Origin of the sequence: Mesorhizobium sp. B4-1-4, assembly GCF_006439395.2 — a bacterium.
Classification (GTDB): domain Bacteria; phylum Pseudomonadota; class Alphaproteobacteria; order Rhizobiales; family Rhizobiaceae; genus Mesorhizobium.
This window is the reverse complement of sequence record NZ_CP083950.1, coordinates 206,792-230,233: the sequence shown is the minus strand read 5'-3', so window position 1 is coordinate 230,233 and position 23,442 is coordinate 206,792. Positions and strand designations below refer to the sequence as shown.

Sequence of the window (23,442 nt, the reverse complement as noted above, 5' to 3'; positions counted from 1 at the left end):
AGCCGTACTTAGAGCGCTGAAGGGAAAGCGCCAGATCTTGACGATGCACGTCGACTCCGCGGCAGAAGCGGCCGCCGCGGAGGAAGCCGGCATCGATATGTTCACCTGCGAGATCGACGAGAAGCTTCCAGGCATCCGTGCCGCGGCCCCAAACGTCTTCATCCAGGCAGGCTCCGCACAAGGTGTCTTCTCCAGTCCCGAGGCCGCCATTCGCGAAAGCTTCCGTGCCATGGAACTGGGCGTCGATGGCGTCTACTTCGCCGGAGGCCTGCACATCGTGGAGGCCCTGGCAAAGGAAGGGATCCCGGTAACGGGCCATGTGGGTTACGTTCCTCGCTGGCGGACCTGGACAGGCGTGCGGGCGGTTGGGAAAACCGCTGAAGAAGCCGCCCACCTTTACGAGAGCGTGAAAGCTCTCGAGAGTGCAGGTGCCTGGGCCGTCGAGATGGAACTGATCCCCGTCGAGGTTGCGGTCTTCATCACCAACAACACACGCCTTATCACGGAGGGTATGGGCTGTGGGAATGTTTGCGATACGCAGTATCTCTTTTCCTGTGATGTGCTTGGCACGAACACCGGTCATATACCGCGGCACGCCGAAAAGTTTGCCGATCTCGCCGCCGAGGAGGCGAAGCTCCAAGCCATGCGAGTGGCTGCGTTCCAAGCATTCGCAAACGCAGTCCTCTCCGGGGCTTATCCGGAGCGCAAGCACGAGATCCACGTCGACGCCGCGATCGTGGAGCACCTCGCGCGCAGGCTGGAAGCCTGACATGTCCTTGGGCTAGATGCAGTTCGACCACACAACGATGAACGGGGCCTCGATGACCAGCCAACCGAAATTCGCGCTGAACCACATGACCGCGCCGCGGCTTGACTGCCGAGCGTTCCTCGACCTGGCGGCGTCTCTGAACTGTGTCGGCGTCGAGCTTCGCAATGACCTGGCCGACAAGAAGTTGACTGCCGCGCCGTTCTTCGACGGTGAGCACCCGGCGGCGATCGGCGCTTATGCGCGCGCGAAAGGGCTGCGGCTGCTGGGCTTGTCAGAAGCCTACGGCTTCAATGCGTGGTCGGACAGCATGCGCGACAAAGTCCAACTGCTCATCGAACAGGCAGCGGAAGCGGGCGCGGAGTCGATTAGCCTCATCCCGCGCAACGACGCGCCGGTCTATGCCGGGAACGAGCGCGATGAGGCGTTACGTCAGGCGCTCAGCGAGATCATGCCCATGCTTGACAAGGCAAAGCTCATCGCCCTGATCGAGCCGCTGGGTTTCGTCACTTCGTCGCTGCGCCACAAGGCCGACGCCGTCGCCTCGATCAAGGCGGTAGGCGGCGAAGCGCATTTCAAGCTCGTACACGACACCTTCCATCATCACCTTGCGGGCGAGCGTGACTTCTTTCCAGCATTCACCGGCATCGTGCACATTTCAGGTGTTGTCGACCCGTCCCTGGCACCCGAAGACATGCAGGACCGACATCGTGTCCTAGTCGATGATCGCGACCGCCTTGAAAATACGGGCCAGCTTCGTGCTTTGCTGGAGGCCGGCTATGCGGGGGCATTCTCCTACGAAGCATTTTCTACCGAGGTGCATACTTCCTCAGCCCCGGCTGCGTCGCTTAGACAGAGCATGGAATTTGTTGTTACGAACTTAGCTCGATAGCTGCGGCCGGTCTCGAAACGATGGGGCGTTGCGCAGCTATTTCACACCAATGAAGACATCGCAGTTATGCGCCGACCGCCGCTTTTGGGTCGCGTCGCCTGGAATATACATAGGCGAGGTTTGCGACCCGCAGCAGAGAATTGAGCGCGGCTGCCGCCGCTTCGACGTGGCCTTCGTCAGTCTCTTTCAGAGGGCCTTGAAGCGTAACCCGCCGAAATTCGCCAACCTTTCAATGACCGCCATACGAGTTTCCGCCTCGGCCAGATCCGATGTGGCGCGACCGAGGACAGGATCTCCTCCGGTGAGTGGTCTGAAACGCGATATCAGCCGCAAGCCGTCGCGCCAATGTCCTATCTTCCGCAACTGACGAAGACAACATCTCAGGCAGGTTCACGTCCCCACCTTGGCGAGATCGCCTGAGCCGTTCAACCAGCGCCCTGAAGCAGGTCGCAGGTTGCGAGTAGGAGCGCGAGCCGCACGATCGCTGCCCGAGCTCAGGCAGCCCGCTTGGCAACGATGCCGTCTAGCCACCCGACGGCCATGTCGGGTACCGAGTCGAGCAACTTGCGCGTATAGTCGGCATGGGGCTGAGCTAGAACCTGATCCTTGCCCCCCTGCTCGACGATCTGGCCGTCTTGCATAACGACAACGCGGTCGGCGATGGCGCGCACTACTTCGATATCGTGGGTGATGAAGAGATACGAGACACCCAGGCGTGCCTGCAGCCGCATCAGCATCCGCAGCACTTCCGCCTGAACCACTTTGTCCAGAGCTGATGTGATCTCGTCGCAGATGATCAGCCGCGGGTCGGCCGCAAGGGCGCGAGCGATGGCAATGCGCTGCTTCTGTCCGCCCGACAGCTGGCCGGGGGTGCGGTCGATATGGGTTTCGTTCAGTTCGACAAGATCCAGCAATTCCTGAACTCGCGCATTGCGGCGCGCGCCACGCAGCCCCTGATAGAGCGTCAGTGGACGGCCGATTATCTTGCGCACCGTCTGGCGGGGATTCAACGCGGTATCGGCGGACTGATAAATGATCTGGATCTGTTTCAGCGTCTCCAGAGATCGGCGGCGTATGATGCCCTGCAGCGGCTTGCCGTCATAGATCAGCTGCCCCGATGACAATTCCTTCAGTCCGACGATGACACGACCCAGCGTCGATTTTCCCGAACCGGATTCCCCGACCAGCGCCACGGTCTCGCCCCGGCCCACTTCGAGATCGATCGAGGTCAAAACCGGGAAATCGCCATAGTGCGCGCTAAGACCGGTTACCGACAAAAGCGGCATGCCCTTGCCTCCATGCTGGTCACCATGGCCGACGGGCATCTCATGCACTGCCCACAGGCTTTTCGTATAGGCATGAGCGGGCTGCTCCATGATCCGCGCGATGGGTGCCTCCTCCACCACCTCGCCGTTGCGAAGAACCGCCACCCGATGCGCGACCTGGGCGACAACCGCCAGGTCATGCGTGATGTAGATCGCTGCCACACCGTAATCCTCGATCACCTTGCGGATCGAGATCAGGACCTGGACCTGGGTGGTCACATCGAGCGCGGTGGTCGGCTCATCAAAGACGATCAGGGCCGGATTGCAGATCATCGCCATGGCGACCATGGCGCGTTGCAACTGCCCGCCCGAAACCTGATGCGGATAGCGCCTTCCAAAGTTCTGCGGGTCGGGAAGCTGAAGCGCATGGAACAGGTCGAGTGCGCGTTTCTGCGCCGTTTCGCGCGTCATCCCGCCGCGATCGAGGGCGACCGCGATGATTTGGTCCATCAGGCGATACGCCGGATTGAAGGCTGCCTGCGCGCTTTGCGCGACATAGGCGACCTTGGTTCCGCGGAACTTGCGCCGCTCCTCTTCCGGAACGGCGAGGATGTTGTAGCCCGACAGCCGCACCTCCCCCCCGGTGACTTTCGCGCCTGGACGAAGGTAGCCGAGGGCCGCCAGCCCAACGGTCGATTTGCCGGCTCCGGATTCGCCAATCAGCCCCAGTACTTCTCCAGGACGGATCGACAGGCTGACGCCGTTAACGATTTTCGACCATTGATCGTTCGATTTCGCTTCTATTCTCAGGTCTACAATATCGATGACGCAAGCGGTCGGTATTGCGGTCACGGTCTGGCCCTCCATCGTCTCAATCCTCGTCGCTCAGGCCGCTTGCCCGGTTCAAGAGCCAGTCGACCACGAAGTTCACCGCGATGGCCAGAAAGGCAATGGCTGCCGCCGGAATGAGGGGGGTGATGTCGCCCATGTTGATCAGGGCCGCATTATCGCGGACCATCGATCCCCATTCCGCCGTTGGCGGTTGAATGCCGACTCCGAGGAACGAAAGAGCCGCGATATTGAGGAAGATGAAGCAGAACCTCATGCCCAGCTCGGACAGGATCAATGGCAGGATGTTCGGAAAGACCTCATTGACCGCTATCCATAGCAGGCTTTCCCCGCGCACCTTGGCGTGCTCGACAAAATCCAGACTTGAAATATTCAGCGCAGCTGCCCGTGCGATGCGATAGAAGCGCGTCGAGGTGAGCACGGCGATAATCAGAATGAGGTTCGACACCGAGGAACCGAAGATCGAAAGGATCATCAGGGTGAAGATCAAGTCCGGGACAGACATCAACGCATCGACAAGACGCGAGATCACCTGGTCAACGATCCCTCCGACCAGTGCTGCGATAACACCCAGCAGGCAACCGATGACGAAGGATATGGCTGTGGTGACCAGCGCGATCGAAATGGAGTTCCGGGCGCCAAAGATAAGACGCGACAGGAAATCGCGGCCGAGCTGGTCGGTTCCCAGAACATGGCTGGCGCTCCATGGCTCGAACGGAACGCGCGAGACGACGTCGGCCTCGCCGCAAGGCGCGAGCAACGGAGCGAAAAGGGTAACGAAGGCGTAGATGGCAACGATAATCATACCGAACTTCGCGCTCGGCGGCGCCGTTAGAGCGAGCTTCAGCGCGCGCGAGACGCGGTTGGGGGCGACGGATCGGACTTGAAGGCTTTGCTCCATGGTTCACCTCCCTCAACGTGAATGCAGCAGACGCGGATTGCTGACGATCGAGATGATGTCGGCGATCAGGTTGAATGCGATATAGGCAGCGGCGAAGATAAGCGCGCAGGCCTGGATGACCGGCACGTCGCGATTTCGCACGGCGTCGATCATCGCCTGACCGACACCGGGGTAGACGAACACGACTTCGATCACGACTACGCCCGAGATCAGGTAAGCCAGGTTCAATGCGACCACGCTGGCGATGGGACCGATCGCGTTGGGCAATGCCTGGCGCATCACGACGCGTTTTTCCGGCTCGCCCTTGAGGCGTGCCATCTCGATATAGGGGCTCGCCATGACCGACAGGATCGCAGCGCGCGTATTGCGCACCATGTGCGCCAAGATAACCAGCAGGAGGGTGAGGATCGGCAGCACCATTCGGTAGAGCTGCTCGCCCAGCCCCATGCCGTTGCGAATGCCCGCCATCGACGGGAAAAGCTGCAGCTTCACAGCCAGGACCATCATGACAACGTAGGCCACGAAGAATTCGGGAATCGAGATCGAGGCAAGCGTAGAGGTCGACAGGAACTTGTCGAGGAACCGGCCGCGATAGCGGGCGCACACGATGCCCAGTGCGACGGAGAGCGGCACCGCGATCGCGGCAGTGATCGAGGCCAGAACGAGGGTATTCTTCAAGCGCGGCCCGATCAGGGCCATCACCGGGCGTCCAGAGAATGAAAATCCCATGTCCCCCGTCGCGGCCGCCCCCAGCCATGCGAGATAACGCAGGAACCAGGGGCGGTTCAGTCCCAACTTCGCCTCCATCGCCGCGATTGCAGCCGGCGTAGCGTTCTGGCCGAGGATGGCAGAGGCATAGCTGCCGGGCAAAAAGCTGACCGCCGAGAAGATGATCACGGAGACGATCAGCAGGCTGAGTAGTCCCAAGCCGATCCGACTCGCCGCCATCGACAGGATCGGATGGGATCTGGTCGTCATACGTGCTCTCCGCTGGTTCACTCGCTTGCGGGGACGGCTCCCGGCGGCCGGCAGGTACGTGCTCATGCGTTCGTCCGCCACCAACGCTCGGCCCCGCGATGGTTGTCGGCGGGCAGAATGCCCCCCAATGCCGCGTGACCGATATCCGTCGTCATGGCGAGACGCCAAGAAACGAATGCCACGGTGATCAAGCCGCCCTCGTCATGCAGCATCTGTTGCGCTTGGGCATAGATCTTGGCGCGTTTTGGCTGGTCCATCTCTGCGCGCGCCGATTTGACGAGCGCGTCGAAGGCTGGTTTTTTGAAGCCGGTGTTGTTCCAGGGAGCGTCAGAGACATATGACGTGGCAAGCAGCCAATCGAGCGTGACGCGGCCGTACCAGTCGGAAGCGTTGAATGGCTTTTTCAGCCAGACGTTGTCCCAGTAGCCGTCGTCGGCCTCTTGGATGATGTTTACGGTTATCCCGGCCTTGGCCGCATGGTCCTTGAACAGGACTGCCGCATCGACCGCGCCGGGGAAAGCGGTTTCGGCCACCGACAGGTTCACGGTCACATTGTCCAGACCCGCCTCCTTCAGAATGGCCTTTGCGGCACTCGGGTTATAGTCATGGTGAGGCGGCGTTTCAGCATAGAACGGCATGATCGAGGCGGCCGGATTGTCGTCGCCTTTCTTGGCCTCTCCCAAGAAAACCTTGGCAAGAATGTCCTCGCGGTCGATGGCGAGTTTCAGCGCTTTGCGCACCGCTGGATTGTCATAGGGCGCGACGGAACAGTTCATGTCGAATGTCAGATGCCGCAGGCTGGGTGTGCGAACGATCTTCAAGCGCGGGTTTCGCTCAGCCATCGCCACGTTACGGATATCGAGATCCTCGATCACGTCGACTTCGCCCGTCATCAAAGCGTTGAGCCGGGCAGTACTGTCGGAAATGTTCACCACCTCCACCTCATCGAAATGAGGTAGGCCGGGCTTGTGGTAATTGGTGTTGCGCTTCAAACGGATCGCGATACCCGGCTCGAAGCTCTCCAGCTTAAATGCACCCGTCCCGATGCCGCTTTGCCAATCGATGCCGCCGCCCTCGCGGGCCGGAAAGATCGACAGGTGGTAATCCGACATCAGGTAAGGAAAGTCGGCATTGCCCTCTTCAAGAATGAATACGATTTTGTCATCGCCGTCCTTGTCGATCTGCTTAATCTGCTTCACGATGGCGAGCGCGCCCGAAGTACTTCCCTCGCCCATGTGATGCAGAAGCGATTGACGCACATCCTCGGGCGTTAAGGGACGGCCGTCGTGAAATTTCACCCCCTTGCGCAGGGTGAACGTCCATCGTGTCGCACCCTCCTCGCCCGTCCAGCTTTCGGCCAGGTCGCCAGCAAGCGAGCCGTCCGGCTGCAATTCCACGAGGTTGTTGCAAAGCGACCCGTTAAAGGCAAAGCCGGTCATCACAGTCGCCCAGCTTGCCGGATCGAGCGTATCCTGTTGCGAACCGTCATTCATGCCGTAGCGCAGCTTACCCCCTTGCCTGGGCTTGTCCTGGGCCCAGGAGAGGCCCGGCAGGGCAACCATGCCGGCGACGGCGCTTGCCCAAACAAGCAAGCCCCGCCGCGTCGGTGCCATACCGGCGACGGCGGTACGATGTTCACGATTTTCGATATTCTGCCGCTCCATAAGTTCCTCCCTTTCCGAAACAGCAACACCATCATGCGTATCTGCAACCGCCCTGCCGCAAAAATGCGCGTCAACGCCCGGCAAGCACCAAAGCAAAGCCGCCCTGCTCAGCCATGAGAGAGGGCGGACCATACCCGCCCCCAGGCAGTTCCAATAGGCTCAGGTCTTGAGCCACCAACGCTCGCATATTCGCATATTGTCGAGCGGCATCAGGCCACCCACCTTGTGGTAGCCCAGCTTGTTGGAAACACCGTTGCGCCAATCCACAAAGGCAACAGTCAAGAGGTTTCCATCATCATGGATGATCTGCTGTGCCTCAGCATAGTAGGCCGTGCGCTTGGTTTCGTCCGTCTCGGCCCGCGCCCTTTCGCACAACTCGTCGAAACGGGCATTCGACCAGCCGGCGTTCCAGGGAGCCTTGGATGTGTAGATCGTCGAGAACAGCCAGTCGACCGTTGCCCTGCCAAACCAGTCCACGCCGGCGAAGCTTTTCTTCAGCCAGACGTTTTCCCAATAGCCGTCAGCCGCCTCGCGCACGACGTTGATGTTGATGCCGGCCTTGGCTGCATGTTCCTGATAGAGAACCGCCGCGTCGATCGCCCCGGCAAAGGCGTTGTCGGCGACGTGAAGATCCACAGAGACTCTGGTTAGCCCCGCCTTGGCCAGGTGTTCCTTGGCTTTCTCGATGTTGTAATCGCGCTGCGGCATCCCATGATAGTATTTCATGATCGAGGAAACGGGGTTGTCGTTACCCTTGCGCCCCTCGCCAAGAAATACTTTTTCGATGATGTCGTCGCGATCGAGCGCATATTTCAGCGCCAGACGGACATTGGGGTTGCCGAACGGCGCCACGCGCGTATCCATATCGAACGAGAAGTGCCGCAGGCTCGGCACGCGCTGGACGCTGAAATCCGAGCTGCGCTCGACCATTGCAACATTGCGGATGTCGAGATCCTGAATGAAATCCACCTCGCCCGTCAGCAAGGCATTGAGCCGCGCAGTCGCGTCGGGGATGGAGATAAACTCGACTTCGTCCAGATAGGGTTTGTTATTCTTGTGATAGTTCGGGTTACGCTTCAGTCTGGTGGCGATGCCAGGTTCGAAGGAGTCGAGGAGAAACGCGCCCGTTCCCTTGCCCGACTGGATATCGATGCCGCCGTCCTGCGCCGGAAAGACCGACAGGTGGTAGTCCGACATCAAGTAAGGAAAGTCAGCGTTGCCGCCGGCAAGCTTGAAGACGACTGTGTCGGACCCGTCGAGGTCAATCGAGGAAATCTGCTGAACTATGGCGCGGGCGCCTGACGTCGAGTCGGGCTTCATATGATGCAGGAACGATTGGCGCACGTCCTCCGGCGTCAGGCTCTTGCCGCCATGGAAGGTGACACCCTTCCTCAGCTTGAATCGCCAGGTCGCGGCTTTGTCCTCCTGCTCCCAGCTTTCGGCGAGATCGGGGGCAACTTCGCCGTCGGGCAGGATTTCGACCAGATTATTATAGACACCACCATTGAAACTGGCTCCCGTCCAACTGGTTGACCAAGTGCCTGGATCGAGATTGTCATTCTGCGAGGCGTTGTGGAGCCCCAGCCGCATCTTGCCTCCGATCTTCGGTTCGGCCGTCTGGCCGTACGACAATCCCGGCATGGTCATGACTGCACCCGCAGTGAAAAGCGCCGAACTGCGTGCCAGAAATTCGCGGCGGGAAATCGCGCCGTTGCATAGCTTGCGAGCCAGATCGTCCATCTGGATTTGATCCACTTCATTCATGTTCACCTCGGGATTGCTTGGCTGACATCTCGGCCGCTTCTTCGTTCCGGCACCCTCGAAACTACAGTAGTTGGAAACGCGAACCTGTCAACAAACTGATTGACCAATCAATCATATAATGGTGAAAATAGCGGATCTTGAACCCAAGGAAGAGTCTGCTCTCTTCCTGCTCGCCCTTGCCATGTCCGGTCGAACCCTATTGCGAGATGAGAGACCCGCTGCTGATCAAAGGACAAGTCGCTCGGTCCCTATCTCAGCTGGACCATGGAGTGGCCAATCAAACTACCCGGTGCTGGCGGTTCCATCAGCCTTCGCCAGAACCGGCGTGACCAGGATATCCAGTTTGTCTGCCACACCTACGACGATCAGGCTGCCTTGTGCGCCGCTTTCGCACAGCGAGCGCCGCTGGCGGCTGGTTTTGCCACCCGCGCTACATCCCGATCTGCCGTTCGGAGGGTCGTCATGAAAACTGTATTCTCCGACCGCCACAAGATGCAAAGCGTCGAAACCGAATTCTATCGGGGAAAATGGGTAAAGGCGTTCGAAATCCCGCGCCGGGCGCAGCTGATTCTGGATGCGGTGCAGCGCGCTGATCTCGGCCCGATCGTCGAGCCGGAAAGTTTCGACCTCGCACCGGCTTTTGCCGTGCATGATGCGGATTTCGTTCGTTTTCTGGAAAATTTCTGGGCCGAGTGGGTGTCTGAATCCGGTGCTATCCCAGCCTATCCCAACATCTGGCCTCCGCGTCGCACGCGTATGATCCCGACTGTTCGGCCGGGCGCAGAGCTCGGTCGCTACGCAGTCGACATGAGCAGCCCGGTTCTGGAAGGCACCTGGCAAGCCACGCGAGCTGCAGTTGATTGCGCCTTAACCGGGGCCCGTTTCGTCAACGCGGGCGACCCTTCAGCCTTCGCGCTCTGCCGGCCGCCCGGACACCATTCCGGACGCGACTATTTCGGTGGCTACTGCTTCTTGAACAACGCGGCCATCGCCGCGCAATATTTCCGCGACGCCGGCGCGCATCGCGTCGCCGTGCTGGACATCGACTACCACCATGGCAACGGCACGCAGGATATTTTCTACGACCGAGATGACATCCTGACCGTCTCGATCCATGGCGACCCAGTTCAGGAATACCCCTACTATATCGGTTTCGCCGACGAGACCGGACAAGGAACTGGTCAGGGGTTCAATCTCAATCTTCCGCTACCTTGGGGAACAGATTTTTCCACCTGGTGCGCGGCACTCAACCGGGCTATCGACCGCATAGCGGCAGCGGCTCCTGACCGCCTGGTAGTCTCGCTGGGGGTGGATACGTTCGAGGAAGATCCGATGTCGCATTTTAAGCTGGCAAGCCCCGATTTCGTCGAGATCGGGCGTCGCATCGGCGCGCTGAAAATACCAGCACTGTTCGTGATGGAGGGAGGCTATGCTATCGAGACGATCGGAACGAACGTCGTAAACGTCCTGCGGGGCCACTTGTCCGCGCAGGTATGAGATCAAGGCCGGACAGCAGTTCCGGCCTTCAGAAGTCCTCAGGAAAGTGCAACCGCATGAAAGCCAGGCAGGCCTCGTGACCGATCTTCTGCCCTTCGGCCATCGACATTGTTGACACCAGGTTCTCGATCCACAGTCCTGAAATCAGTGCGTTCAACGAGATCGCCAACTGCGCAGCATTGATTGATACGCCACGCAGTTGCGCAAGCTCAGTGATATCGGCATAGACGGCCCGGTTGTAGTGTTCGCGCAGCTCCGCGCATCTTTTATGATAAAGGGGAACCCGAACCGCTTCGGCCCAAAAAGCCAGCCACAACGCGATCGTATCCCGGCCGGCCGCTTTACGGCTGAAATCAGTATCGATCATCCGCCGGATGCGGTCGGCCGGGCCGAGCGCGGACGCGTTGAGCTGGGTGAGATAGGCTTCGTACTCCGCAGCCGTATGGTCCAGGGCGGCGAAGATGATGCCTTCCTTAGATTGGAAATGAAAGGAGACCACGCCATAGGAACATTTCGCCTCAGCGGCGATCGAGCTGATCGTGACGCCCGTGAGGCCCCGCTTCGAGATGACCTTGACCGCCGCCTCGACAAGGCTGCGGCGGCGATCGATGACCTGATCGTCGCGGCTGGTCGCCATCGTATTGCCCTTGGTGCCCCGTGACCTGGCTTTCACATCTGACATGGAAATTCAGCTTTTCATTCGAAAATGGGTCGGAATCCTGTCTCGCCATGCGCGCGGCGAAAAGCAAGCCTCATCGTTGCGGAAAGACGTCTAGCGCACCGCTTCATTGGCTGACTCAAGTCCTAGAAAGCGGGCGGCGTTGTCGTGCAGCCACAGCTTGCGCACCTCGTCGCCGAGGTCGAGGCTGTTGACTTCGGCGACCGCTGTATCGACCGGCATCATCGGGAAAGCCGAGCCGAAGATCATTTTGTGCTTCAGGATCGTGCGGCCATATTGCAGCAGCGGCTCGTATCCCGAATGCGCCTTGGCCAGCAGCCTGGGACGGACGGCAAGCACGCCGATGTAAAGGTTCGGGTGGCGCCAGGCGGCCCCGATCAGTTCCTGCACCCAGGGCCATCCGGGGGGCGAAGCTATGGCCCGCAGTTCGGGATAGCGGACCATGACGTTGTCCAGGTATTCCGGCTTGCCCAGCGACATTGGTGTGTGCGTAGAGAAGTTGATGCCGCAGTGAATGTTGACCGGCACATCGAGTTCGATCGCCTTTTCGTACAGCGGGAAGAGCCGCGCGTCGTCGGGCGCCATCTTCAGCTCAAAACACTGAAGATTGAGACCGCGCAACCCGAGGCGGTTGACCGCATGATCGAATTCGGCCACCGCATCCGCCTGATAGGGGTCGACACCCGCAAAGCCGATGAAGCGCGGCCCGTGCGAATTTATGAAATCCGCTACCAACTCGTTGGCGACCTTGAAGCCAAACGTCGTGCTCACATCGCGTGCCTTCAACACGACATGGCGCGTACCGAGCCGCTCATAGGTCTCCAGATATCCATCCAGCCCCTGCGCGGCCTCCGAACCCGCCGAGAGCATCTCGCTTGCCTCATAGACCCGCCTATAATTGCTCAAATGCGGGGCCGCAGGGGAAAACTCCGGCAGCGGCGGCCGACTGGAAAAATCGATAAGCATGGCTCAGTTCCATTTCCCGCGGTCTTCCAGGATCACCTTGGCCGCGTTGTGCCCGGGAACGCCGGTAACGCCGCCGCCGGGATGAACCGATGCGCTGGCCTGGTAAAGCCTTTCGATCGGGCTGCGACAATCGGCATAGTTCGGAGAGAACCGGCGGAAGAACATCTGGTCGGCGCTGATTTCACCGTGATGCACATGACCGTTCGGAAGATCAAAAATTCTCTCCAGATCCAGCGGCGTAATGACCTGTCGGTGCAGGATGTGCTCCTCGATGTTTGGGAACTGGGTCTTGAGCACCTTCAACACATTCTCCCACAGTTCCTCGCGCCGCTCATCCCAACTGCCCCTGACGAGCGTGTAGGGCGCGTGTCCGCCGAAGATGTTCATGATGTGGTGCCCGGGAGGCGCCAGCGTTGGATCCACCATCGACGGCACCTTCACGATCAGGAACGGCTCGTCGGCGATCTCGCCCTCCTGAGAGATGCGATGCGCGCGTTCCATATAGGCGACGCTGGGGGCGATCGTCATTTGCGGCAGGACGCCGCCTTCGCGCGCGGCCTGTGCGAAGACAGGCGCGTCCGGCAGCGATTTTAGCGCCAGGTTGACGCGAAACACCGTGCTTTCGCAACGGATGTTGGAGATGTCGCGATTGAAGTGCTCAGGCAACTGACCGGGCTCGATGAGCTTGGTGAAGATCGTGCGCGCTGTCGCATTGGCGACCACGATCCTTGATCGGATGTCCTCGCCACCCGCGAGCCGGACGCCGACCGCGCGTCCGTTCTCGACCAGGATTCTTTCGACCGGGACACCGGTGCGGATTTTCATGCCATGCACCTCACCGGAACGGCGGATGGCGTCGGAGATCGCGCCCATTCCGCCTTTCATGAATCCGGCGGGGCCTGCCGGCGTACTGCCGTCGCGCACGATGCCACGCGCCAGCATATAGGCCGAGCCCGGCGTCTTCAGACTGGAATTGGCGCCGCCGCCGCCGGCAAAGAAGCCGAGGACCAGTTTCACATCCTCCGACTCGAACCAGCGCGACAGGTAGTCGTAGGCGCTCATAGTCAGAAGGTTGTAGATGTCGAAAAATTGCGGACCAATCTTGCGAAAGCGCCATACGAATCCAGCCATGCGCCTCAAGTCGCGCATCTTGCTGCTGCCGGGATTAATGGGAATTTCCCAGAGAAGCTGCCTCATAAAGGGGGCGATCTTCTGCATATGGGCCCGATAGCGCCCGTATGCCTGACCGTCGGCGTTCGAGAACCTGCCGATTTCGGCTGCGAATTTGTCGGGGTCGTCCCACATGGTGAAGGTCCTGCCGCCTTCAAGCGCGAAGACGGTGGGATGCGCCGGCAGCACCTCGAAGCCGTATTTTTGCAGCTCAAGGTCAAGGATGACCTTGGGCTGCAAGAGGCCTTGGTAGTAGGACGCTATAGACGAGCGATATCCGGGCGCGATCTCTCCGGTCACGGCCGCGCCGCCGACGACATCGCGCCGCTCGACCACCAGGACCTTGACCCCGGCACGCGAAAGATAGGCGCCGCAGGTCAGCCCGTTATGACCACCACCGACGATGACGGCGTCATAGTGCGGCTTCATGCGTTGGCTCCTTCGATCCAGGCGCCGACCGTGCGATCATAGGAACCAGCCCGCGGGCCGGCGTCCCGCGCCTTGAGCTGCGGCTTGGATATCTTTAGCGAAGCGGTGCGGGGGAAATCCTCGACGACGGCATAGAAGCGGGGAACCTTGAAGGCAGCGAGACCGGCCTGGGCTGTAGCGATGACACCGTCCAAGAGCTGCTGGTCGAGGCCTTGGCCTTCCTTGAGCTTCAGATAGGCCTTGACCTCCTCGCCCCTGAGAGCGTCCGGCACGCCGACCACCGCGACTTCGGCCACGCCGGGGGCCGCGGCAAGAACCGTCTCGACCTCACGCGCGGCAATATTCTCGGCCGAGCGCCGGATCATGTCCTTCTTGCGGCCGACGATGTAGAAAAAACCGTCCCCGTCTTGACGGAACAGATCACCGGTGGAAAACCATCCGTCGCGCAGGACCTCGGCGGTCGCTTGCGGATTGTTGTAATAGCCCAGCATGATACCGGGACCGCAGATCTGCAATTCGCCAACTGCCCCTTGCTCGACGGGATTGCCCACCTCGTCGACGATGCGGCATTGTCGAAATGGACAGGGCACCCCGCACGATCCGGATCCGACCTTGTCGGAGCGCTCGATCGGGGCAAACATTGCCGGGCCCACCTCCGTCATACCGAAAGCCTCGCGCGCATTCAGATCGAATCGCGTTTCCAAAGCTTGGTGAAGATCGCTCGGACAGCCGTAGATGTTGGCGCGCACCACCTTGTTGTCGGCGTCGTGCGGCTGCGTGGCCATACCATGCAGAATCCACGGCAGCAGACAGAACTCGATACCGTACTCCTTCAGCCAGGAAGAAAAGCGGCTGGTCGATTGCCTCGCGGCGACGAAGAGCGTGCCCCTCTGATACATGGTCATCAGCAACAGCCACTGCGGATCCATGTAGAAGAAGGGCGTCGAGGCCAGAATGCGGCGATAGACCCTGCCGTCACGAAATGCATTCACCTTGCCTGCGGAAATCCAGTAGCGCTGGCTCAGCATGCAGCCTTTTGGGAAACCGCTGGTGCCCGACGTGAACTGGATGTTCAGGAGGTCGTCTTGGCCGACGCGTTCGGGTGCCGCGAAGCTATCGGTCGGCTCGCCCAGCGCCTGCCAGTCGCGCGCGCCGTCTGGTACGTCTCCTCCCACGACGATCATCCGCTCCAACGGCAGCGACACCAGATCCTCGGCGTGTGCAAGATCGAGCGTTGCACGCGTGGAGGCGTGGGTGACCACCCATTCGGCCTCGGCGACCTTCATCACATGCGCGGTCTCGCGTGGCGTGTAGCCGGGATTGATGGGCAGCATCACTGCCCCGATTCTGGCAAGCGCCAGCCAAGTCAGCGGAAAGGCGGCGATATTCGGCAGCATCACGCCGACATGTGTGCCCTTGCGGATCCCGATCGCCAGAAAACCCGCTGCGAGCCCATTCACCGTACGTCGCATATCGGCATAGGTGATGGTTTCACCGCGCTCGAAGAAATTCCACAACAGCCTATCACCAGCCTCATCGGCGGCGGCATCGATAAGCGCGCCGATATTGTCGGGCAGTGGCTCGGCTTCTATTCCACGAACGCGGTCAACATACCCGACGACAGGTTGCGCCAGGACTTCGTCCTTCCACATTTCCACCTCCGAATGCAGCAGATCAGTGTTGAGTTCCTGTGGCCGCGCCGTCGACAAGATGGGCGGCGGCAACAGTCAGTGCGCGAACCACATCGCCTTGAGATCGGTGTACTTGTCCATCGCGTGCAGAGATTTGTCGCGACCGAAGCCAGACTGTTTGAAGCCGCCGAAGGGAACCGCCATCGACCCACGATCAAAACAGTTGACCCACACCACACCCGCCTTGATCGTCTTGGCCGCTCGGTGTGCGTTCTTGATCGAACCCGTCCAAACCGCGCCCGCAAGGCCGTAGATCGTGTCGTTCGCCACCTCCATTGCCTCGTCGAAGCCCTTGACCGTGATGGCCGACAGCACTGGACCGAATATCTCTTCCCGCGCGATCTTCATGTCGTTCCTGACGCGGTCGAAAATGGTCGGCTCGATGTAGAAGCCGCCGGTTTCGACCCGAACGCGGCTGCCGCCAATCAGCGTGGTCGCCCCTTCGGCACGGCCGGCGTCGATGTAGCCCAGCACCCGATCCATCTGCTCTTGGGTGACCAGCGAACCCATGCGGGTAGCGGCGTCCAGCGGGTCGCCGGGCACGAAGGACTTTGCCTGTGCCATTATCTTTGCGAATAGCACGTCCCGAACGTTTTCATCGACGATCAGACGGCTACCGGCATTGCAGACTTGCCCTGTATTGGCGAAAATGCCGGCGGCGACCCCGGCCGCGGCTGCATCCAAATCGTCGCAATCGGCAAGCACGACCTGCGGAGACTTGCCTCCAAGCTCCAGGCCGATGCGTTTGATGTTGGATTGACCAGAATATTGCATGAAATACTTGCCGACCTCGGTCGAGCCGGTGAAGCCGACACAGTCGACATCCATGTGCAGGCCGAGCGCCTTGCCGGCGATGTGACCGAGGCCGGGCACGACATTCAGGACACCGGGTGGGAGCCCGGCCTCGATGGCCAACTCGCCGAATTTCAACGCCGTGAAGGGCGATTGCTCGGCCGGCTTCAGGACCACCGAATTACCGGTGGCTAGCGCAGGGCCGAGTTTCCATGCGGCCATCGACATCGGATAGTTCCACGGCACCACGGCGGCGACGACACCCAGCGGTTCGCGCACCACCAACGTGGTCATCTCATGGGAGGTCGCGGCCACCTCGTCATAGACCTTATCGATTGCCTCGGCATACCAGGCAATGCAGTTGGCGGCGCTGACCACATCGCCGTTGAACGCGTTGGCAATCGGCTTGCCGACATTGAGCGTCTCCAGGAGCGCCAGCTCCTCGCGATTGGTCAGGATTAGTTCGGAGAAGCGCAGCAATATTCTGCGCCGATCGGCGGGCGTCATGCGCGACCAGACACCCGCGTTGAAGGTCTTGCGCGCTGAGCGGACCGCCCTGTCGACGTCGGCCTCGTTGCACGAGGCCACCTGCGTCAGCAGCCGTCCGTCGCCGGGATAAATGCAAGCAAAGGTCTCATTCGAAACACTCTCGACATATTGGCCGTCGATGAAGGGGCGGTTCGGCAGCCGTACTGATTTTGCACGTGCATGCCAGTCGATAGTTTGCAGCATGTCAGTCTCATCCTTTTGTTAAGATTTGCGCAAGACCGATTCCCGGGCGATCGCGTCTAGCGTCCAAGGCCATGCGCCGCGCCGACCTCGGAAATGGCCTGGCGCATTATGGCGACGATGTCGTCGATCTGTTCGCGAGTGATAATGAGCGGTGGCGAGATGACGCACAGATCGCCCAGCGGCCGAACGATCAGCCCGAGCTCGAAACAGCGCTGGTCGATCTCCCGGGTAAAGGCCTTGTCCTCGTCCAGCGGATCGATCCGGTCGGTGTCCAGCAGGCATTGGACACACCCCACCAGTCCCACCGAGCGAACGTCGGCCACGCCTGGCAGGTCGGACAACGACTGCAGCCGATCGGCGAAATAGTCCGCCTGGGCGCGCGCATGCTCGACAACGCCGTCACGTTCCATCAGCGCGATGTTGGCCAGCGCCGCGGCGCAAGCCACCGGCTGGTTGGTGTAGGTATAACCGTTGGTGAACCAGCTACCCTTGGCGTTGTCGCCCGAAACCCGCGCGAGCACCTTGTCGGAGATCGCAAGCCCTCCCAGGGGCACGTAGCCCGAGGTCACGCCCTTGGCGAAAGTGATGATGTCGGGCACGATACCGAACAACTTCTCCGATGCGAACCATTCGCCGCAGCGACCGAAGCCGGTAACCACCTCGTCCGAGATATAGAGTATGTCGTGCTTCTCGCAGATCGCCTTGAAGCGGGCGTGATATCCCTCCGGCGGAATGATGACGCCGCCAGACGCAAGGATCGGCTCCGCAAGAAAGGCGGCGATCGTGTCCGCGCCTAGCTCCGCGATCCGATCCTCGAACTCCGACACAAGATCATCAAGGAATTCCTCTTGCGTTCGGTTGCCGGCATGACGCGGATTAGGACTCGCAAGAAATGTGATCCTGTCCTGCTGAATGTCGAAGTTCGGCCAATTCCCCGTGCGTCCCGTGCAGGCAGCGGTCAGCGCAGTCGAGCCGTGGTAGCCATCATAGCGCACGACTATGCGCTTCTTCTTGGGCCGCCCCAGTACGTTGTTGTAGAACTCGGAAAATCGGAGCGCGCTATCGACTGCGGTCGACCCTCCAGTGGTGAAGAATATACGGTTAAGGTCTCCTGGCGTCAGCGTTGCGAGCTTCTCGGCCAGAAGCGCAGCTGGGCTCGTGGCCATATACCAGGGAGATGCGTAAGGCAGCGTCATTGCCTGATGCGCTATGGCGTCCACGATCTCCTTGCGACCATATCCAACCTGGGCGCACCACATGCCCGCCGGGCCGTCGATCAGCCTGCGGCCATCGTCGGTATAAACATAGATTCCTTCGGCATAGGCCAGAACCGGCTGGGAGGACTTTCCAAGTTTTGCCATTTCCTGAGCAGGCACGAGAATGTGCTCGCGCATTGCGGTTTTAATGCCACTATCGAGAACACCCACCATGCGCGACCTCCCCATGCAATTGACCGACGCGCATCGGCTCATCGTCCTGCCACCGTGCGCTTTCGTTCCAACTAGTGACGCAAGTGGAGTGAAGTGTCAACAATTCTGATTGCTTGATCAATCAAAATTCTGCAGTTTTCCGATGCAGGACACAACCCAACGCTTTCCCCGCCTCAGAACCGTCAGGGAGCATTATGGGTCACGCCTCAATGACCGCCACCCTCGTAGATCCGGCCATGGCGCGGGAGGAAGGAGAGTAGCTACGGGCGTTGCGGCGCAGGTCGTCGTTATCAGCTTCTCGCGCCCGCACACGCCCGCGGCCAGCCTCGTGGAGGGGGCCCCGTAACCCGTCGACCCTGCCTCGAAGCAGACGGGCAGTCGATCATACCTCTTCCCACTTGATCGTCCGCTCTATCATTGTCGGACCATTCTCAACCCACCGACAAACCGCACCGCGCCAGTGTGGTCGCACTCTGCAATCGCCACCGCGTGCTTCTTCTTGGCTACATCAAACGAAATGAACGCTTCGCTATGCTCTCCCGTGGCTCGCCCCTAGTGCGTGAGGATCGGTTCGGCCAATCCGAACAGCCCTCGTCTCCTAATCGCACAAAAGGACGAGCCACCGATCTCCGTGAACGTGACGTCTAGAAGAAGGGACGTGAATTGACGATCCTGCTTGGTGCCAAAGATCGCTCCCGTATGCTGGGCAATGTTTCAACTGCGATCCAGTCCAGCGGCGGGCAAATTGCACCTTCCGTCTATTCCCTCCTCAGCTGCTTGCAGGAACGTCTTCCGTGGGAATTGGGTACAGGTGGCTCACTTGATCCGAACCTGTCAGATCGTCTTCATCCGGGCAGCCTAAGCATCCGGCTATCCGAAACGTCCCGCTCTCTCTTCTTCCTATTTTGAAGCGCGGTACGTCCCGGCGGCGGTTCTGCTTCTAAGCCACCTGATACGGAGCTCTAGGATGAAACGAACACTATTATCAGTCGGGCGCCATCGGGTTGGTCGCATGTGCGTCTGCGTCTTACGCCGAACCAATTTCCCTTCACTTGACCCATGCTTTTGAAAGCCACTTTGCGCGACATGCTTTTGAAGCCCTGCGAACGCGACTGGATTCTGGTCTCCTTCTTCCTGGTCCGGCGCGCAGATATCGATCTGGTGCTTCAAATAGGACGAGCTCACGACGCGCCAAGCGCAAATGCTGTTGCGACTTGTGCCATCCCTATCGACCTTCCTCAGGAGTTCACTTAGGATGAGAACTTCATCATTTCGACTGGATGTTGATGTTGACAGAGATGGTCGCCACGACGGCTATCTCAATGTGAAAAGCGCGAATGAGCTTTCACCTTTCGGGCAGTCAATGGTTCCGATCACGTCCATACGCAACGGGGATGGGCCCTGTATCATCGTCATTGGTGGATGCCACGGAGATGAGTACGAGGGGCAGATCATTGCCAGAACCGCGTTGAATCGGATCAAGGCAGAAGACGTCCGTGGCCAATTGATCGTGCTCCCCGCTGCAAACGCCGAGGCAGTGAGGATCGGGCAACGATTTTCGGCTTCCGACAATGGTAACTTGAACACCGCGTTTCCTGGCTCACCGAGTGGAACAACAACGCAGCGCATTGCGCACTTCCTTGAGACGTTTCTTATCCCGAGAGCGGACGTCGTTTTGGATATCCATTCCGGCGGCAAGCACATCGATTACTTTCCGTCAGCGATGATATCGGGCGCGATTGAGGGCGAGAGGAGGCAGCGCCTCATCGAGTTGACCAGGTGCTTTGGGCTCCCCGTCGCGTTCTTCGTGGATGAGGAAGACTATACAGCTTCAAGTCTGCTCGGCGCGTGCGACCGCGCGGGCGTATTGAACATAACCGCCGAGATCGGCGGCGGGTCCGTAAGCCCTCTGATGCTCGATCAGACTTGGTCGGGGTTGATACGCCTCCTTCATCACGTCGGCGTTTGGCGTGGCAAACTGGAGGAGGCATCGCCGGAAGTGGCATTCATGCGCCGACTGCCGGTTAGTTCGACAGTTTGTGCGCCGAGCAGCGGCTTGTTCGAAGCCCGCGTTCAGCCTGGCGAGCATGTTGAAAAAGATCAACTGGCGGGATTTCTACACTCGATCGATCTGCCCTGGTCGGCCCCGACCGCAATCCGCTTTACGGAGCCTGGCTTTGTCCTTTGCCGTCGCTTGCAGGTGGCAACACAAATCGGGGACGGCCTCGTCAAGCTCGCAGTACCCATGTCGCTTTAAGGTCCGCCATCAGGCAAGCATCATAGGCCTAAACACGCTGCTGTGGATTTGCCGAGTAACGCCTCCTTGCGGGAAAAATCAAACTTGGAGATTCTAAATGATAATCACTCGCAGAAGTTTTCTGCTAACCGGCGCTGTCTCTAGTGCCGTGATAGCCGCGCCTGCCATCGTCAGGGCATCAGAAAAAACAACTGTCACGATTTCCCAGGCGGCACCAACTTACCAAGCCGTTCTTTCCGGACTCACTACAGAATTCGAAAAGGAAAATGCTTCTATGTCGGTCAAGTTTGTGGCTGACGGAGATAGCTGGGACCCTCTTCTCAACAACACTATCCGAGCGTCCATGATAAACTCCTTGCCGGATGCATCCTGGCAGGCGCTAAGCTATACCGGTATTCTGGCGAGTAGGCATATCGCGCAACCGCTCAACAAATTGTTTGCAAATGACCTCGGTAGCCTCGAAGCCCTCGGGATTTCGAAGGCGATGATCGACGCCACTACGGTAAACGACGAAGTGTATTCGATCCCTTACGGTACGACGATCCCAATAATCTATTGTAACATGAACCTGCTCCGCAAGGTTGGGTATTCCATGCAACAGCCACCCGCCTCTTGGGATGAAATTCACGACATCGGGCTAAAAATTAAAACCTTGGATGGCGCGGTCAATGGCGGCTTCATTGAGTATATGGCGAATAACGCCTGGATCTTCCAGACATTGCTTGCCTCATATGGTGGTCGGATGATGAATTCGGCCAGAACGTCGATTGCCTTTGATGGAAGAGAGGGACTGCAAGCATTGAACACCCTTTCGCGCTTTGGCGGGATCGTGAGGACGGACATGTCCACAGAGCAGGCCCGCCAGGCATTCAAAGCAGGCTTGACCGCAATGCATATACAGTCGGCGAGTGGGACCACTTCCATCGCCAAGGCGGTCAATGGAAATTTTGAACTGGCTGTAGGTCAAATACCCGTCGCGGTCCCTGAAGGCCGCCTCGCCGGTGCGGGACACGGCTTCGTCATGTTCACGAAAGACGCCGCGAAGCAAAAAGTGATTTGGGAGTTCATGAAGTTCGCTGTCGGAAAGAAAGGCCAGATGATTTTGGCAAAGAATTCTGGTTATATCCCAATCAGTCTCGTAGCGTTGAAAGATCCAGCTTTTCTCGATGAGTACCTGAAGATCAATCCTCTTCATCGAGGTATTGTCGAGCGTCTCGCGATCACTGGCGATCAGTTCTCGTTTTCGAGCGACAACACCGTCATGATTGCCAAAATGATGTCGGACGAGATGCGAGAGGTGATCTTCCAACGTAAGGCACCTGCCACAGCACTGCAGGCCATGGCCACTGAGACGAAAAAACTGCTCGGCTGACCTGAGTAGCACAGGGACGGTTTTTGGTGGGGAACCGCCTGATCTCGATCACCTTACCCCCCTTTTGCGAGCAACAAAGCAGCGGAGCGTACGACGGGATCAGCGATACAAAGGGTATATCCCTCCATTGCGGGGCGACAATTTTGCTTTCCTGCTCGTGCGACCAGGCTCTCGCCAAGCTCGGCGAAGGGCCAACCGCCTCCAAAAAATCCATTCGGCCGATCTGCCCTGTCTGTCGAGGACGATTGTCCGCAAAAATGCGAGTCTGCTGATGGCCCGTTTCCGTGAAACAGATCACCAAGTCCTTCCACCTCGTCCAGTGCATTGGGGGATCGCTCAGCAGAAACGTGGTCTCCGTGACGGAAGGGTTTTGTTCGCTGAGGTTGCATGGGACCAAGGCCTTAGAGATGCGCGTCTGACGCGCTGGCTGGTCGGGTGTTGTACCGGGCCAGCGGGTGAGCCGGTATGATGACGGTGAAAGAAAGCAATTTTTCAGCGACGCGGAACCGCCTGAGCCGCCATTGGCGCAATGAAGCCGCACGGCTGATCGCTGTGGAGATTGAGCTTGTGTTGCGCCGCCAGAATGTGCCGGTGGTACGAGAGATATTGGACATTGCCGGCAGGCTGGCTGGCGAGGTGCTGATCGCCCTTACGTCACTTCCATCAGAACACCGATTGGCGTTGGATTGCGCCGGCGAACTATTTCCCGACGCGATCTCGAGGCTCGTTCTATCGTTGGCCGTAGAGTTCAATGAGCGCCAAAGGCGCGGCCAGCCTTTATCTGGAAACGCGATTGCCGATCAGGCTGACGTGGAGATTAGCGCCGAACAACACCAAGGTCGATTGACCTTGATGCAGAGCTGGGCAGGCGAGGTGGCAGGCCAGACCTTTATTGAGGACAAACTCAGCATTCCGCGATCGACGCTGCATCTGTGGAAACGTCGCAATGAGGTCATCGCACTGCCGAAAAGCAGGCGAACGCACGTGTTCCCGTTGGCGCAATTCGTCGACGGACGTCCAGTCGATGGCATTAGCCAAGTATTGGCAAAGATGCAGAATCCACGCTCTGCATGGCTTTGGCTGATTCATCCGTGCGCTCTGCTCGACGGTAAAGTCCCATTGGATCTCCTCAAGCAGAACAGGGCCGCGCAGGTGGAGAATGCCGCGGCGATCTGCTCCGAAACTGTCTAGTAGGATGATAATGATATTTATCCGCACAAGCTTGACCTGGAAGACAGGCATCTTCTTACGCAAGCGCGACGTGCCGGGCTTCTGGTCCAAGTAGGGTTTCGTGGAACGATGCGTATGACGCTTCAAGCAATTCTTTCGAAAGCAGGAGGCGATAACG

The 23,442-nt window shown here is 59.3% G+C and carries 17 protein-coding genes; 6 read left to right on the top strand and 11 right to left on the bottom strand.

The window, feature by feature from the left end; translation table 11 throughout:
- Positions 1 to 43: 43 nt before the first annotated feature.
- Together FJW03_RS01035 and FJW03_RS01030 are read left to right on the top strand one after the other, a co-directional pair.
- On the top strand, positions 44 to 769 hold the full coding sequence (locus tag FJW03_RS01035) for a 3-methyl-2-oxobutanoate hydroxymethyltransferase (protein ID WP_226890736.1): 726 nt from the start codon (positions 44 to 46) through the stop codon (positions 767 to 769).
- A gap of 52 nt (positions 770 to 821) precedes the next feature.
- Complete coding sequence (locus FJW03_RS01030) at positions 822 to 1,658, top strand: TIM barrel protein (RefSeq protein WP_140762586.1); 837 nt, start codon at positions 822 to 824, stop codon at positions 1,656 to 1,658.
- Positions 1,659 to 2,152: 494 nt separating this feature from the next.
- On the opposite strand, the gene FJW03_RS01025 is transcribed toward FJW03_RS01030, so the two are convergent.
- The 5 genes from FJW03_RS01025 to FJW03_RS01005 all read right to left on the bottom strand — a co-directional run bounded on the left by FJW03_RS01025 (position 2,153) and on the right by FJW03_RS01005 (position 9,079).
- On the bottom strand, positions 2,153 to 3,790 hold the full coding sequence (locus FJW03_RS01025; protein WP_140762583.1) for an ABC transporter ATP-binding protein: 1,638 nt from the start codon (positions 3,788 to 3,790) through the stop codon (positions 2,153 to 2,155).
- Between the two features lie 4 nt (positions 3,791 to 3,794).
- Positions 3,795 to 4,673, bottom strand: coding sequence for an ABC transporter permease (locus tag FJW03_RS01020; protein WP_140762580.1), 879 nt, complete (start codon positions 4,671 to 4,673; stop codon positions 3,795 to 3,797).
- A 12-nt stretch (positions 4,674 to 4,685) separates the two neighbouring features.
- Complete coding sequence (locus FJW03_RS01015; RefSeq protein WP_140762577.1) at positions 4,686 to 5,651, bottom strand: ABC transporter permease; 966 nt, start codon at positions 5,649 to 5,651, stop codon at positions 4,686 to 4,688.
- 62 nt (positions 5,652 to 5,713) lie between these two features.
- Positions 5,714 to 7,315, bottom strand: a complete 1,602-nt coding sequence (locus tag FJW03_RS01010) for an ABC transporter substrate-binding protein (RefSeq protein ID WP_140762763.1) — start codon at positions 7,313 to 7,315, stop codon at positions 5,714 to 5,716.
- Between the two features lie 159 nt (positions 7,316 to 7,474).
- Complete coding sequence (locus FJW03_RS01005; protein WP_140762574.1) at positions 7,475 to 9,079, bottom strand: ABC transporter substrate-binding protein; 1,605 nt, start codon at positions 9,077 to 9,079, stop codon at positions 7,475 to 7,477.
- A 462-nt stretch (positions 9,080 to 9,541) separates the two neighbouring features.
- On the opposite strand from FJW03_RS01005, the gene FJW03_RS01000 reads away from it, so the two are divergent.
- Positions 9,542 to 10,576, top strand: a complete 1,035-nt coding sequence (locus FJW03_RS01000) for a histone deacetylase family protein (RefSeq protein ID WP_140762571.1) — start codon at positions 9,542 to 9,544, stop codon at positions 10,574 to 10,576.
- Positions 10,577 to 10,604: 28 nt separating this feature from the next.
- Here the strand turns inward: FJW03_RS01000 and FJW03_RS00995 are convergent, their stop codons facing one another.
- From FJW03_RS00995 to FJW03_RS00970, 6 genes are all read right to left on the bottom strand, one after another.
- A complete protein-coding gene (locus FJW03_RS00995; protein ID WP_140762568.1) occupies positions 10,605 to 11,213 on the bottom strand; it encodes a TetR family transcriptional regulator C-terminal domain-containing protein in 609 nt (202 codons plus the stop codon).
- Positions 11,214 to 11,348: 135 nt separating this feature from the next.
- Positions 11,349 to 12,125, bottom strand: a complete 777-nt coding sequence (locus FJW03_RS00990) for an amidohydrolase family protein (RefSeq protein WP_226890735.1) — start codon at positions 12,123 to 12,125, stop codon at positions 11,349 to 11,351.
- 99 nt (positions 12,126 to 12,224) lie between these two features.
- Positions 12,225 to 13,820, bottom strand: a complete 1,596-nt coding sequence (locus FJW03_RS00985; protein WP_140762562.1) for a phytoene desaturase family protein — start codon at positions 13,818 to 13,820, stop codon at positions 12,225 to 12,227.
- Positions 13,817 to 15,472: a class I adenylate-forming enzyme family protein gene (locus FJW03_RS00980; protein ID WP_140762559.1), complete on the bottom strand. Its 1,656-nt coding sequence runs from the start codon at positions 15,470 to 15,472 to the stop codon at positions 13,817 to 13,819. Before FJW03_RS00980 ends, FJW03_RS00985 begins: the two co-directional genes overlap by 4 nt.
- A gap of 75 nt (positions 15,473 to 15,547) precedes the next feature.
- On the bottom strand, positions 15,548 to 17,035 hold the full coding sequence (locus FJW03_RS00975; RefSeq protein ID WP_140762556.1) for an aldehyde dehydrogenase: 1,488 nt from the start codon (positions 17,033 to 17,035) through the stop codon (positions 15,548 to 15,550).
- Between the two features lie 56 nt (positions 17,036 to 17,091).
- On the bottom strand, positions 17,092 to 18,465 hold the full coding sequence (locus tag FJW03_RS00970) for an aminotransferase (RefSeq protein WP_140762553.1): 1,374 nt from the start codon (positions 18,463 to 18,465) through the stop codon (positions 17,092 to 17,094).
- Positions 18,466 to 19,720: 1,255 nt separating this feature from the next.
- Between FJW03_RS00970 and FJW03_RS00965 the strand changes: the two genes are divergently transcribed.
- From FJW03_RS00965 to FJW03_RS00955, 3 genes are all read left to right on the top strand, one after another.
- Positions 19,721 to 20,722, top strand: a complete 1,002-nt coding sequence (locus FJW03_RS00965; RefSeq protein WP_181173214.1) for a succinylglutamate desuccinylase/aspartoacylase family protein — start codon at positions 19,721 to 19,723, stop codon at positions 20,720 to 20,722.
- A gap of 97 nt (positions 20,723 to 20,819) precedes the next feature.
- Positions 20,820 to 22,094, top strand: coding sequence for an extracellular solute-binding protein (locus FJW03_RS00960; RefSeq protein WP_140762547.1), 1,275 nt, complete (start codon positions 20,820 to 20,822; stop codon positions 22,092 to 22,094).
- Positions 22,095 to 22,559: 465 nt separating this feature from the next.
- On the top strand, positions 22,560 to 23,285 hold the full coding sequence (locus FJW03_RS00955; protein WP_181173213.1) for a hypothetical protein: 726 nt from the start codon (positions 22,560 to 22,562) through the stop codon (positions 23,283 to 23,285).
- Positions 23,286 to 23,442: the final 157 nt, after the last annotated feature.

Bases quoted from the DNA above. Each gene is read 5' to 3' on its own strand.
- FJW03_RS01035 (WP_226890736.1), top strand. From the start codon at position 44: ATGCACGTCGACTCCGCGGCAGAAGCGGCCGCCGCGGAGGAAGCCGGC.
- FJW03_RS01030 (WP_140762586.1), top strand. From the start codon at position 822: ATGACCAGCCAACCGAAATTCGCGCTGAACCACATGACCGCGCCGCGG.
- FJW03_RS01025 (WP_140762583.1), bottom strand. From the start codon at position 3,790: ATGGAGGGCCAGACCGTGACCGCAATACCGACCGCTTGCGTCATCGAT.
- FJW03_RS01020 (WP_140762580.1), bottom strand. From the start codon at position 4,673: ATGGAGCAAAGCCTTCAAGTCCGATCCGTCGCCCCCAACCGCGTCTCG.
- FJW03_RS01015 (WP_140762577.1), bottom strand. From the start codon at position 5,651: ATGACGACCAGATCCCATCCGATCCTGTCGATGGCGGCGAGTCGGATC.
- FJW03_RS01010 (WP_140762763.1), bottom strand. From the start codon at position 7,315: ATGGAGCGGCAGAATATCGAAAATCGTGAACATCGTACCGCCGTCGCC.
- FJW03_RS01005 (WP_140762574.1), bottom strand. From the start codon at position 9,079: ATGAATGAAGTGGATCAAATCCAGATGGACGATCTGGCTCGCAAGCTA.
- FJW03_RS01000 (WP_140762571.1), top strand. From the start codon at position 9,542: ATGAAAACTGTATTCTCCGACCGCCACAAGATGCAAAGCGTCGAAACC.
- FJW03_RS00995 (WP_140762568.1), bottom strand. From the start codon at position 11,213: ATGGCGACCAGCCGCGACGATCAGGTCATCGATCGCCGCCGCAGCCTT.
- FJW03_RS00990 (WP_226890735.1), bottom strand. From the start codon at position 12,125: ATGCTCTCGGCGGGTTCGGAGGCCGCGCAGGGGCTGGATGGATATCTG.
- FJW03_RS00985 (WP_140762562.1), bottom strand. From the start codon at position 13,820: ATGAAGCCGCACTATGACGCCGTCATCGTCGGTGGTGGTCATAACGGG.
- FJW03_RS00980 (WP_140762559.1), bottom strand. From the start codon at position 15,472: ATGTGGAAGGACGAAGTCCTGGCGCAACCTGTCGTCGGGTATGTTGAC.
- FJW03_RS00975 (WP_140762556.1), bottom strand. From the start codon at position 17,035: ATGCTGCAAACTATCGACTGGCATGCACGTGCAAAATCAGTACGGCTG.
- FJW03_RS00970 (WP_140762553.1), bottom strand. From the start codon at position 18,465: ATGGTGGGTGTTCTCGATAGTGGCATTAAAACCGCAATGCGCGAGCAC.
- FJW03_RS00965 (WP_181173214.1), top strand. From the start codon at position 19,721: ATGAGAACTTCATCATTTCGACTGGATGTTGATGTTGACAGAGATGGT.
- FJW03_RS00960 (WP_140762547.1), top strand. From the start codon at position 20,820: ATGATAATCACTCGCAGAAGTTTTCTGCTAACCGGCGCTGTCTCTAGT.
- FJW03_RS00955 (WP_181173213.1), top strand. From the start codon at position 22,560: ATGATGACGGTGAAAGAAAGCAATTTTTCAGCGACGCGGAACCGCCTG.